Source organism: Paraburkholderia phenazinium (assembly GCF_900142845.1).
Lineage (GTDB): Bacteria > Pseudomonadota > Gammaproteobacteria > Burkholderiales > Burkholderiaceae > Paraburkholderia > Paraburkholderia phenazinium_A.
The window spans coordinates 2,221,269-2,233,900 of sequence record NZ_FSRU01000001.1; the positions used below are offsets into that span (position 1 = coordinate 2,221,269).

General features: G+C 60.5%; 11 protein-coding genes and 1 pseudogene. 2 read left to right on the plus strand and 10 right to left on the minus strand.

The annotated features are described in order from the left end of the window. Position 1: 1 nt before the first annotated feature. Positions 2-1,387, minus strand: a complete 1,386-nt coding sequence (locus BUS12_RS09690) for an acyl-CoA dehydrogenase family protein (protein ID WP_253190047.1) — start codon at positions 1,385-1,387, stop codon at positions 2-4. Here BUS12_RS09690 and BUS12_RS09695 point away from each other — a divergent pair. Next, complete coding sequence (locus tag BUS12_RS09695) at positions 1,344-2,366, plus strand: amidohydrolase family protein (RefSeq protein ID WP_074295489.1); 1,023 nt, start codon at positions 1,344-1,346, stop codon at positions 2,364-2,366. The genes BUS12_RS09690 and BUS12_RS09695 overlap by 44 nt on opposite strands. 174 nt (positions 2,367-2,540) lie before the next feature. Here BUS12_RS09695 and BUS12_RS39300 read toward each other — a convergent pair. From BUS12_RS39300 to BUS12_RS09725, 6 genes and pseudogenes are all read right to left on the minus strand, one after another. Further along, positions 2,541-2,835: pseudogene (locus BUS12_RS39300) on the minus strand (ABC transporter substrate-binding protein); the annotation flags it as partial. Positions 2,836-3,172: 337 nt separating this feature from the next. Then, positions 3,173-4,141, minus strand: coding sequence for a hypothetical protein (locus BUS12_RS09705; RefSeq protein ID WP_143788294.1), 969 nt, complete (start codon positions 4,139-4,141; stop codon positions 3,173-3,175). Between the two features lie 416 nt (positions 4,142-4,557). After that, positions 4,558-5,742, minus strand: a complete 1,185-nt coding sequence (locus tag BUS12_RS09710) for an epoxide hydrolase family protein (RefSeq protein ID WP_074295490.1) — start codon at positions 5,740-5,742, stop codon at positions 4,558-4,560. Positions 5,743-5,911: 169 nt separating this feature from the next. Beyond that, a complete protein-coding gene (locus tag BUS12_RS09715) occupies positions 5,912-7,027 on the minus strand; it encodes a branched-chain amino acid ABC transporter substrate-binding protein (protein WP_074295491.1) in 1,116 nt (371 codons plus the stop codon). A gap of 54 nt (positions 7,028-7,081) precedes the next feature. Further along, positions 7,082-7,987, minus strand: coding sequence for a dihydrodipicolinate synthase family protein (locus BUS12_RS09720; RefSeq protein WP_074295492.1), 906 nt, complete (start codon positions 7,985-7,987; stop codon positions 7,082-7,084). Between the two features lie 55 nt (positions 7,988-8,042). Then, positions 8,043-9,104, minus strand: a complete 1,062-nt coding sequence (locus tag BUS12_RS09725; protein ID WP_074295493.1) for a proline racemase family protein — start codon at positions 9,102-9,104, stop codon at positions 8,043-8,045. Positions 9,105-9,422: 318 nt separating this feature from the next. Between BUS12_RS09725 and BUS12_RS09730 the strand changes: the two genes are divergently transcribed. Then, entirely contained in the window at positions 9,423-10,115 is a 693-nt protein-coding gene (locus tag BUS12_RS09730) for a GntR family transcriptional regulator (RefSeq protein ID WP_074295494.1), read from the plus strand. A 76-nt stretch (positions 10,116-10,191) separates the two neighbouring features. Here the strand turns inward: BUS12_RS09730 and BUS12_RS09735 are convergent, their stop codons facing one another. The 3 genes from BUS12_RS09735 to BUS12_RS09745 form a co-directional block, all read right to left on the minus strand. After that, entirely contained in the window at positions 10,192-10,893 is a 702-nt protein-coding gene (locus tag BUS12_RS09735) for an AIM24 family protein (RefSeq protein WP_074295495.1), read from the minus strand. 455 nt (positions 10,894-11,348) lie between these two features. Then, positions 11,349-11,723 carry a tautomerase family protein gene (locus BUS12_RS09740; RefSeq protein WP_074295496.1) on the minus strand — a complete coding sequence of 125 codons (375 nt, stop codon included), beginning with the start codon at positions 11,721-11,723 and terminating at the stop codon, positions 11,349-11,351. Between the two features lie 96 nt (positions 11,724-11,819). Beyond that, the gene (locus BUS12_RS09745) at positions 11,820-12,620 is read right to left on the minus strand and encodes an acetoacetate decarboxylase family protein (protein ID WP_074295497.1); all 801 of its coding nucleotides are present in this window, start codon (positions 12,618-12,620) and stop codon (positions 11,820-11,822) included. Positions 12,621-12,632: the final 12 nt, after the last annotated feature.

The following is a 12,632-nucleotide window of genomic DNA, read 5'->3' on the forward strand; positions in this document are numbered from 1 at the left end:
TTCAATACTGACCGCGCGGCGGCAGACCGAGCCGCATCTGCCCGTACATCGTGGACACCGCGTGCCAGTTGACGCTGATGTGGTGCGCAACTGCATTGATATCGCGCCAGGCGCGCTGGATACCGCTGTCCAACTGGATGCCGGTTCCGCCCACGACGTCGTACAGTGCGTTGATCGCCTCGACGCACAGACGCACCGCGAACGCGTGACCTCGCCGAAGCTTGATGCGTTGCTCGTTGCTCAACTTTGCGCCGCCGTCCACCCACTCGGTGACCTGTTGCAGGTCACGTTGCAGAATGAGCTGTGCGGCGTCGACTGCTGCTTCAGCCTGTGCGACCGCCGACTGGACATGCCCGAACTGGGCGATCGAAGCGCCGCCGCCCGCAAACGCGCCGCGCGTGGCCCGCGCGGCGATGCTCTCGATGAATTCATCAAGCGCGCCGCGCAGAGCCGCCACTGCCGGGTTGGCCAACAACGGCGGAAAGCCGCTCAGGAAAGGCACCCGGTAAAGCGCCGAATCGTGGATATCTGCACCCGGTGCTTCCTGCTCAAGAACCTCGGAAAACGCCACGGTACGATGCACCGGGACGAACACGTCCTCTTCGATGGCGATGTCCTTGCTGCCGGTACCCGCAAGACCCACCGTGAACCACGTGTCAACGATCCGGTAGTCCGCCTGCGGCACCAGCAGGAAGATCGGGCGGGGCGGCGCCCCTTCGCCCTGCTCCACCATCGCGCCGAGCGACAGCCACTGCGCGTTATCGCTATTGCTGCCAAAGCTCCATCGGCCCTTCAGCCGAAAGCCACCCTCGGTCGGTGTGGCCTTGCCAGTCGGCGCGATGCAGGAAGCAATCAGCGCATCCGGCGACTCGCCCCACACATCGAGTTGAGCCTGTTCCGGAAACATGCCGACCACCCACGACGCCGCAGCACTCAGTCCGTAACACCAGCCGGTCGAGGCACATCCCTGACCGAGTTCGAACGCCAGGCGGCGCAACGCCTCCAGGCTCAGCTCATACCCTCCAAAACGCCGCGGCTGCACCACCCGGTAGAGACCGGCTTCCTTGAGCAGGTTTGTGACGTCTGCTGAAACGCGACGGTCCAGTTCAGTCTGGCGCGCGCGCTCTGCGAGGCGCGGTCGAAGTTTTACGGCGGCATCCAGCAGGCGCGCGAATACGTCTGAGTCAGGCGATGCAGGCTGCGGCTCGAGGACGCGGAAAGTCGATGTCATTCTGTCACCTCCAAAATTATTGCAAAAGCAACCAAACCGTGATCGAATTAAACTCCACAACAGTTGCTTTTGCAACTTATTTTCGCCCACCAACAGACCAGGAATTACCCGAATGAACACCCCTTTCCAGTCATTCCACTGCGGATGCATCGACATCCATACTCATGTCGTTCCTCATGATTTCCCGGCCTATGTGGGCCGCTATCCAGACGCGCCGTGGCCTTCGATGCGCGAGGCTAAGCCTTGTCACCGACACGTTGTCGTCTCGTCTAAGGTCTATCGAACGGTATCGAATCAGGCATGGGACATCGACGTTCGAGTCGGCGACATGGACCGGCTCGACGTCGGACGGCAAGTGCTTTCCCCCATGCCGGAACTGCTGTCGTACTGGCTCGACCCTGCAGACGGGGCAATGCTGGCGCGCTATCTGAATGAAACGCTGGCGAACATGGTGACTCGAGCGCCCAACCGCTTCAGCGCCCTCGGCGCCGCGCCGCTGCAGGACATCGACGCCGCGATCCGCGAACTCGAATTCGCCGTCGGCACGCTTGGGCTCGCCGGAATCGAGGTCGGAAGCAACGTGGGCGGCGTGCCGATCGGCGATCCACGTTTCTTGCCATTCTTCGAGGCCGCCGAGGCGTGCGACGCGGCGATCTTCGTGCATCCGTTGCGCCCGGCCGGCATGGACCGGCTGGTAGGACCACCTTCGCTGGAGCAGATCGTCGGATTTCCGGGTGAAATCGGTCTCGCGGCCGCGTCACTGATTACCGGAGGACTGCTGCAGCGGCTTCCGCGCTTGCGTATCGCGCTAAGCCACGGTGGCGGCGCCATCCAAACCTTGCTACCGCGCATGCAGTTCTCGTGGGAATCCCAGGAGGCATTCCGGGAGGCCATCCCAGTGGCGCCGGTCGACGCAGCCCGGACGCTCTATTACGACGACCTGCTCTACAGCACGACGGCTATTCGTGCGCTCATCGAAACAGTAGGGGAAGACCGCGTGATGATCGGCACCGACTATCCGTTCGCGATCATGGACCCCGATCCCGCAGCGCGCGTTGCCGCACTCGGATTAAGTGCCACCGTTCAGGAAGCCTTACGATGGAAAAACGCGGCCACGTGGCTCGACCTCGAATGACATGCAGAGAACCACACGACTGCTCCGGCGGCTCATGGAACCGTCGGAGCCCGGGTCGATCAGTGATCGTCGAAATCAATGGCCTGCCATTCGAGCACGGTCATACATTGGCGAAGACTTGCAGACAACGCCTACTGTGGCGACGCGAGCGCGATCCGCGACGCGCCGCCACGTGTTAATCCCTCGATCCGCGCGCACGTAGATAGAGGTATGCCAGAACGCACGCGGCGGAAAATGGGAATGGCGATATAAGGCGAGGTTCCGGTAACCGTCTTCACCGAGTAGCTGCTGAACGACAGCTCGCAGATATCGTCGTCTGCGGTGCCGAAAGGCACGAAAAAATCTCATCGGGATCCTGCAGCATGAAAATGGAATCCACACCGTCGATCTGTACATCAACAATCACAGGGGGCCTGATGCTGTCATAGTTGCGAACAGCGATAGAAGGCCGGAGCTTGTGATTTCGCATTGCCACGCCTCCTTGCCGAACGGTCCAGGCGCAATCGAACGGCGTACCACAGTCATTCAAACCGAGGCAGCGAGCCATCACAATCAATTCGATTTATATCGAATGATCCTTCATGGAGCGAGAAATGTCAAGAATCGTCGGAAACCACGGATCCGTGGGACCTGCATCTTTGCACCCGATCTTACCCACGATCGGTGGGTTTATCTCACTGGGCCATCGTCGGATTGCCCTGATCCTGTAGCGGCCAAGTTGCAATGTCCGCTTTCCCGCCGGAGCCCACGCCACCAAACAACGCTTGCCGAACGATTCTATCGACGCGACGGGACCCCAAGAGAACTCAATTCGAGGGGATCGGCACGAATTGATCGCTCGCAATGAAATGGAAGTCAAAGTCACTGGAAGACGACTGCGGCAAAGTAATTCGAATGATCGGGATAAACCCACCATTAGTGACTTTGTAGTAGTCGCTCTGGTCGTCTTGCGCGTCTTTGAGTCCTTGTCCGCCGTCGTCGTTGCTGTTGGCTACGATATAGAAAAGGGATTGTATGGGCAGCACGGATGGATCAACGTCGGTGGTCCATACGGTCAATCGTAATTCGTCCTGTTCCTGAAATGAAACGTCATTGAACATGTCCCGCGCCTGGATAGTCGCGTAAAAAGCCTGGGCAGTATTCCCATATTTTGAGCCCTCGCTTACGTCGAATCCGCATTGATAGAGACCATTAGATTGGTTGAGCCCACCGTCGCCGCTTTTGTACTGGGTCAACCACTGCTGCGCTGTGGTAATTCCCTGCCCCTGGCACGGACTACTTTGCTTCAAATACGTCGTGTCCGGGCCGCAGCCTTCGTTCTGTCGGTAATCAGTCCAGCCGTCCAAGGGGAAGGAGCATAAAACATCGAGCTTTATCTTCCGGTCTGAACCGCTGTAGCGGTATTTTCCTAACAGAGGGTATAGCGTATATCCATGTGAACCGTTGCTTTTGAATTTATCGAACCTGGCGTCATGCCGGATGTACGAAAATGACACGGCGCCTTCATGCAAGGACGACGGCGAAGGCTGCCAGAAGTAGTAGCTTTGTCCCGCTACTGGCCGTGCCGTCTCGCGAATGATTATTCCAGAACATAAAAACGCCGGCGCCGTGTTACCACCGCAGTCCTTGCCGGTATCGTAGTAAAGATTGCCCATGTCTTGCGCCGTGTGAGGAGAAGACGCAGCGTTGCTGGTTATGGCTGTGGATTCCGCGGCGCAGACGGTTAAAGTCAGCGCGCCGATGGCTACGCAAATAGCATAACAAAAATTTTTCACGATTTCTCCCCTGCTGATTATTAGATTTCTTCGTCCTCTCTTGCGGGCAGCAAGCTAATAGCGTCGCCGCCTGATCAGCATAGGTTATTGAAAACAATATTCAAATTAAACGTATTTTTAATCGAATAGCTGCGATCGAATACAGCCGTCACGCAGTCTGTTGATTCGCCAGTTTTATTTTCCGACGCAATACTCGGTCCTTCATGCGTCAATTGCCTCATCCACTGTTTAAAACCAGTGACCCGAGGACGCGTTTAGGGAGCGACTGCATCGACCGCCTCCTGAATCTTTGACAGATGCCGGAAAGCGAGCGACTCGCTGATTGGCACTATCATTTCGACCGACACGATGTTCTCCTGTTTTTGTAGTCCCAACTATGGCCCGACCCGGCTTTACACCTACTGACTCCCGCTGCTTTAACCGCCGCTTTTCGCCGGGGGCCGAAGCGCGTGCCGCAGCGGACGGAAGAACGCGCGAATGTCCTCGGCCAGCAACTCCGGCTGCTCCAGGGCCGCGAAATGGCCACCCTTCGGCATCAGGGTCCATCGCTGCACATTGAAGCCGCGCTCCACCCACGAACGCGGGGGCATCGGCAACTCGCGCGGAAACACCGCCACGCCGAGCGGCGTCGCAACCCGTTCGGACGTTTCGAAGGCCAGCGGGCGGAGCCGACCTTCCTTGTAGATACGAAACGAGGCGTCGAGCATGTGGCCGAACCAGTAGATCGAAATGTCGGTCAACAGTTCGTCCATCGTGAAGACGCGTTCGACATCGCCGCCGCAATCGCTCCACGTGCGGAACTTCTCCGCGATCCAGGCAGCGAGGCCCACGGGAGAATCGGTCAGCCCATAGGCCAAGGTCTGTGGCCTGGTGCTCTGCTGGGCGGCATAGGCGCCCTCCGCGCTCGACCAGGCGGCGACGGTGTCCAGATACGTCTGTTCGTCCGCGGTCACCGGCGGCAGGCCGGCGCCCAATGGGGGCCGAAAACTCCCGGGGATATAGTTGATGTGGGCGCCAATGATCTGCTCGGGGAAGCGACGTGCCAGCCACGCCGAGACACCCGCGCCGATGTCTCCGCCTTGCGCCCCGAAGCGCTCGTAGCCGAGCCCGTTCATCAACTTGAGCCACAACCCGGCAACGCGGTAGGGGCTGACACCGGGGCTGGTCGGAGCCGCAGAAAAGCCGAAACCGGGCAACGAAGGGACGACGACATGGAACGCATCGGCCGGATCATGACCATGCGCTGCGGGGTCGGTGAGAAGCGGGATGATGCGCTCCATCTCGACGAAGGAGCCGGGCCACCCGTGCGTGAGGACGAGCGGCATCGGCGCTGGCCCCTTGCCAGTCTGATGGACGAAATGAATATCGAGCCCGTCTACCGTCGCCAGGTACTGCGGCAGACGGTTCAGCCGTGCCTCCTGCACGCGCCAGTCGAACTGGTTCAGCCAATGCTCGGTCAGTCGCCGGATGAAAGCAAGGCTTGCCCCGTCGTCCCATTGCTCTGCATTGATGGAGGCAGGAAATCGCGTTGTACGCAAACGCAGCTTCAGATCTTCGATCTGATCGTCCGGAACGTGGATCTTGAAGTCACGTAGATTCATCGCTGCACCCCATTTCTCATTGACACCCTCGGGTTTCGTGGGACCAGGCGCGGCGCTAATCCGCGGAACGCTAGTGTATTCCCCCACGACCCGTTGCGTGTCAAGTCGATCCAAGGGCGCGCGAAAACCGCAGCGCCGCACGACGAGCCTGGCCTCACCTCACCTCACCTCAATCAGGCACCAACTGGCTATTCCTGAACGTATAGATCGTCGTCGGCGCGCCCTTCAGATTGCCGTTGGCGTCGAACGAATAGTGTCCGGCGAGGCCGTCGTATTCCACGTTGGCCAGATAGGCGCGAATCTTCGCGCGGTCGGTCGTGGTCCCGGTCGCCTGCATGGCCTTGGCGATCAGCATGGCGCCGTCGTAGAAGTTCGGCGCGTAGACCAGCATGTCGATGTGGTACGTCGACTTATAGCGCTGAATGAACGCGCGCCCTGCCTCGGTCTTGTCGAGCGCGGAACCGCCCTGTGCGCAGAATACGCCCGACGACACATCGCCGGCCAGTTGCTGCAATTCCACGGAACAGATTCCGTCGCCGCCCAGGAGCGCCGAGCGCATGGCGATCTCGTGCATCTGCTTCAACATCGGACCGGCCTGGGCGGAATAGCCGCCGTAGAAGACCGCATCGGGATTCTTCGTTTTCAGCGTCGAGAGGATCGCCTTGAAGTCCACCGCTTTCGAGTTGGTATATTCCTGCGCCACCACGTTCAGGCCGATTTTCTTCGCCTCCTGGAGAAACTGATCGGCGATGCCCTGACCGTATGCCGTGCGATCGTCTACCACCGCCACCTGTTGAGCCTTCAGCACGTTCTTCGCGAAGTCCGCCATTGCGCCGCCCAACTGCGCATCGCTCGCGCCGATCCGGAAGATATCGTTAAAGCCTTGCGCCGTCAGCGCCGGGTTCGATGCGACCGGCAAGATCGCGACGCCCGCCGAGCTGAAGATGCGCGAGGCAGGAATCGCGACGCCCGAGTTGTTCGGCCCAAGGATCGCGATTGCGTCGCTATCCACGAGCTTTTGGGCGACCTGCACGCCCACTTTCGGGTCGCCCTGATCGTCCTCGGAATCGAGTTTGAAGGTCACCTTCTGCCCGCTCACCATGAACGATTTCGCGTTCAGGTCCTGCACCGCGAGCCGTGCACCGTTTTCGTTGTCTTTGCCGCTACCGGCTTCCCCGCCGGTCAGCGGACCGGACAAGCCGATGGTGACGGTCGTATCCGCCAGTACCCACCCCGGGACGATCGAAAGACCGCATATAAGAACCAGTTTTCTGAACGAGCGCATGTCAAATCCTACGGATAATGGAATGGAAGTCCTCGGGGCGGCCTCTGCGGGCGCTTATAACAAATGAAGATCGGACGGCAAGGCGGGACGCGTATCGAGCGAGCGCTTCACCAGGCTTTCGATCTGACTGCGCCGCTCGCCTTCGTGCGCCATGCGCGGCATGCGCACGCGGTCGTTCGAATCCGCGGCGATCGCTTCGACGAGCTTGATGTTCTGCACGAGGTACGTACTGACATCAAGGTCGAGCAACGGACGGAACCAGCGGTAAATGACGAGCGCCTCGTCGTAGCGGCCAGCCTTCACGAGCTTGTAGATCGCGACCGTTTCGGCCGGGAACGCACAGCACAATCCCGCGACCCATCCGTGCGCACCAACCGTCAATGCCTCGAATGCGAGGTTGTCGACGCCGGTCAGCACGTCGTAGCGTTCACCGAAGGCATTGAGGATTTCAGTGGTGCGGCGGATATCGTCGGAAGACTCCTTGATCGCCACGAAGTGATCGTCGCCAGCCAGCGTTTCAAGCATTGAGTGTGTGACATCCACACGGTAGGCGAGCCGGTTCGAATAGATCATGACCGGCAAGTCGCCCGCAGCGGCAACCGCCTTCAGCGTAGCGACGGTTTCGCGCTCGTCGGTGTGATAGACCATGCTCGGCACCACCATCAGCCCTGCCGCACCGCTCTTTTGCGCCGCGCGGGCCAGCGAGCAGGATGCCTGGGTCGACGCATCGGCCACGGTCATCAGGACAGGCTTCGTGCCGGCCACGGCAAGCGCGACATCGAGCACTTCGATCCGTTCGGCGTGGGACAACATGGGCCCCTCGCCGAGCGAACCGCACACAATCAGCCCGTCGCAGCCTGCATCGAGCTGAAGGGAAAAGCTTCGCGCCATCTCATCGTGATCGAGGCTGCCGTCCGGCTTGAACTTCGTCGTTACCGCGGGATAAACGCCTTTCCACATAATTTCCAGTCCTTAATGAATGATGTCCTCGGTCGGACATTGCCCAGCCCTACACTTAAAGCCGGGATTTGATGAGCTTGTCGTCCACGGCCTCAAGCCAGGTGTCGGACAGGGTGAATCCCGTCGGGAAACGGTCGCTAGGATCGACGCCTACCTGTGAGATGGCGCTGATCCACGCCTGCCCGGCGACGACCGGCACCACGGCCGCATACGGGCCCACCTGGGTAACGGATTCGATCCGGCTTTCGAACAGCGAGCCGATGATGGATTCATGCACAAAGGTCTCGCCGACCTGGATCTGACCTTTCGCGTGCATCACCGCAAGCCGCGCAGACGTTCCGGTGCCGCACGGCGAGCGGTCGCACCGGCCAGGCGAAACGATGACCGTGTTGCGAGACTTGAGGACACCGGATTCGCGGCGCAGCGGCAGCACGAATTCCGTTTGCGTAATGCCCTTGATGAGCGGATTGAGCGGATGCGGCGACGGCAATTGCTCCGCGGCCGCTGTCTTGATGCGTTGACCGAGCTCGCAAAGCTCGCGTGCTTCGTCGGGCGTAATACCGAAACCCAGCGCCTGAGCGTCGACCAGCACGTACGTCATGCCGCCATAACCGACGTCGACCAGAAGGGTACCCACACCCTCCACTTCGATGTGCCGGTCAAGATGATTGGCGAAGGCCGGCTGATTGGTGAACTGGACTTTCGTGACCTTGCCGTTGCTGCACTCGCAGCGCACGCCAATCAAACCCGCCGGCGACTCGAGAACCAGGTTCGTCACCGGTTCGGTCATCGGCAGAATGCCGGTCTCCAGCAAGACCGTGGCCACGCAGATCGTATTCGAGCCCGACATGGCGGGATATTCGGTGGATTCCGCGATCACGTAGCCCATCTGCGCCCGTGGATCGGTTGGCGGCAGAATGAAATTGACGCTTTGATTGGCCGATCCGCGCGGTTCGAACAGACATATCTTGCGTAGTTCGTCCAGGTGCTCCTCGAGATACATCATCTTGTCGAACATGCTCTTGCCCGGGACGTCGAACACACCGCCCGTCACCACGTTGCCGACTTCCCCCTCCGCGTGGCAGTTGACCACGTTCAGTACCCTGTTCCAGCGCATAAATTCCCCACGACGCGTTTGCATGACCAGGTGCGAAATTTCACCTCACACACTGGAGATTGTATCCAATATGCTGCGTCCAATTTGGACAGTCAAGTGCCTTTTGCATATTTTCGGGGCCTTGGCCGCCGGGCGGCAGCGCCCGGATAGCCGCCCATTGAGAGCGGACGGGCCCCCGGCGGCGATTCGGTGCGAACGGGAGAATGGATACAGCATCCAGTTGTGGCATGATGTAATACCACTTTTGAAAACCGTCTTATGCACCGCCCCCTGTCCGCTTCCCCAAACACATCCGAACTCCCGTCCGACCAGGCGTCCGTGCCCGACGGAGCAAGGAGGCCAGGAAAAATCGTCCGCTCGACCACCGTCGACCTGGTCCTCGAAGCGATCAGGGGAAAAATCTTGCGTGGCGAGCTTGGCTCAGGCGAAGCATTGAGACAGGAAGCGCTGGCCGAGGAGCTCGGCGTCAGCCGCGTGCCGGTGCGGGAAGCGATTACGCGGCTGCAAGGCGAGGGGCTGGTGACGGTGATTGCCCACAAAGGGGCCTACGTATGCGGGATTTCGGTCGACGAGGTTCGCGAAACCTTTGAAATGCGGCTGCGCCTGGAACCCTGGATTTTTTCCAGGGCGATCCCCGCCACCACTGAGGCCTCGCGGGATGCGGCGCTTGCCATCGTGGACCAGATGGACCGCGCCACGGAGTCGACGTGGGGGCCGCTGAACTGGCGTTTTCACGAAACGCTCTATCTGCCCTCCGGCCTGAACCTCGCCATCGAAACGCTCAAGCGGCTGAACGACCGCAACGAGCGCTTCTTTCGCTTCCAGGTCGTCAATGTGCCGATTCGGGAGAATACCCATCGCGAGCACGTCGAACTCGTCGACGCGTCGCGTGCCGGCGATACGCGCCTTGGCGCACGCCTGCTGCGCGAACACCTGCATACCGCCATGGAGCAGATCGTGTCCGTCGCGGAGAATCTGGTGTCACGCCAGAGCGGTCGGGAAGCCGAATAGCCGTGTCGATCGTTCACAGCGGGGCGGCAAGTGTCATCCCGTTGGGAGCGCATCGAGCAGCGGTAACGGTAAGACCCTACCGGTCGCTCGTCGCGTTGTTCACATACATGGACTGGATTCCCACCCGCCCTGGACCCGTGAACCGGTTCACCGTAAAGTTGAACCCTGCCGCAAAGAGACCGCTCGAAAGCCGGTCAACCACTGTGTCCATCTGGACCTGCGGATCCTTATAGAGCCATCCACCCGGCTCGACGTCGATCGTCTCTCCGGCAGCCAGCACTTTCTCGAAGACGTTGCCGTATCCATGCAGCCAGAGCACGCCTTCGCCGCCGTGGCCACGAAACTTGTCGACGAAGAAACCGGTCTGGCCGAACAGCATGTTTGTGATGCCGCGGAGCCGCTCGAAGGTGTATTCGATATTTGCCGTGGCGGCCAGGAACTGATGCTCCCGCACGTGCAGTTCCTCGCCCGCCCGTAGATGAATCGGCACCACGTGACCGGCGCCGTCGCGGCTGAATGCGATGATGCCGTTGCCGCTCGCCTCGGTGACGAACACCTGCATGCCGGCGAGCATGCGTTTGACGGCGCCCTTGACGGGCCGGATGCCGATGCGGACGTTCGAGTTCTTCCAGAGCAGGATGTGGTGCTCGAAATAGACCGGCTGGTTCGATACGTCGACCGACAAAACCGGCACGAGCTCACCGCCGATGTGATACGTCACGCCGCCGAAGCTTTCGTCGGCCGCCGCGGTAGGCAAGAGTCGGGGTAACTGATTCATGGGTTGTCCTGGGCTAAGAATCGTCGTGTCAGACGTGTATCGAACCGGCCAGTCAGTCCGGCCGGGCGCGCTTCGTATCGGCCTTGACGGGGTAAGCGGCGGCCAGCGCATTTCGGATCGCCGCGGGCTTCGTTTTCCTTATGATGGATACACCGGCTTGCAGGGGCTTCGCCTCATAGCCCGCGTCAGGGCCCTTTGACGTAGCCTCGCGCCTCGTCGTATAAGCGGATCGCGGACGAGCTCGTGCCGGTACGCGCCGCGACGTATCCGAACTGCATCGCGCGCGACCTTGAACTCGAATCGAAAGTGAGTATAAACGTATCCGTGTCGCGAGATCCCACGCACAGGCGTTGTCAACGGCTCTACCCAATCCGGGCCGGGACAGCCAACTGACATCGCGATACGGTCAACAGAGCGGCACGCGCATCCAAGGCAGGCGTTGCACCTGCCCTCCTCTATTCGCCGGCGACTTCCGGCATGATCTGTCCCATCTCCATCGCCTGACTGGGCGGCACCTCCTGAATGCCGATCACAATCTGGTCATCGGGGGCGCCCGTCGCGGTCTGAAATAACGTCCAAAGACGCTGTAGCAAACCGCGCTTATACTCGGGCGAGCGGCCGGTTCGGATCAGCAGCGTCAGCGCGGCAGTGGCCGCTGCTTCTCCGGAGGTGAAGCCATTGCCGGGCGGATATTCCTGAAAGACCACATGCACCCAATTCTTTGGCACACCGGAATAGTCGGAATGCAGGTCGGTCAGTTCGACCGCGAGCTTCGACCTGGCCTCGCTGCTGAGTACGCCATGCTGGGTGATCAAGGTGTAGAGCGGCATGGTGAGCGGCTCCTATAGAGACGAGACGTTTGACGGGCATTCGCGAAGACGGTCGAGCCAACGCCCCCTGATCGCTGAGGGGGCCGTCGCCCATCCTCAAGCGGCGTAGTTCTTGAGAATGCGCAGGTCCGTCACGGAGTACGCCATGCCGAGCCGGTAACCGCGGCCGACGCGCAGTGGCGCAATCAGATGCATGTCCTCGCCGTCGACTTCAGGAATCTTCAGTTCCGCCGAGCCGGTCCAGACGTCCACGATCGCGAGATTGTCCGTAAGCGACATGGTGAGTTCATCGACCGGCGGTTTCTCCTGAAGACCCGCTGCGAGTTGCGGAAAGTAACGGCGCATCGTCGTAGGCCGATTGAAAACACTCGCAGGGTTTGCGACAGGTTCGTCGAGCTGGATCCGGGCGGTGGCCAGCCGTTCGCCGTGCGCGGATACGCTGGCGCCGAAGCGGCTGCCTTTGGCCAGCGGCGCCGCGGCCAGACTCGGTGCGGAGAAACTGCGGGTCTGGTAGACGCTGGCGAGCTTCTTGGGGAACCCCTGCGCCCAGCCGCGAGCGATGGCCGCGTCGTTATCGACGAAGATGTACGGGCAGTAGTTGACCGGCATACCGTCGAAGACGGCCTCGACCAGAACGAAGGCCTCGCGGTATTGATAGCGGGCGGGGTCCGTCAATTCGTCATTGGAACCTGTGAACTGCCAATCCAGAAACCAGAAGAAGGCACGCCCGGCGGATTGCTCGTCCACAGTGACGCCCGGCGGCAGAAGCGCGGCGATCGCTTTCGGATCGGCCCAGTATTCGATGGCGAGACAGTCGCTCGAGTAGTGCCACGGCGGCAACGTCGCCAGGGCCGACTTACCTTGCGGAGTGACAGGAACTGAAAACGCTTTAGGCATTTCGTTTTCTCC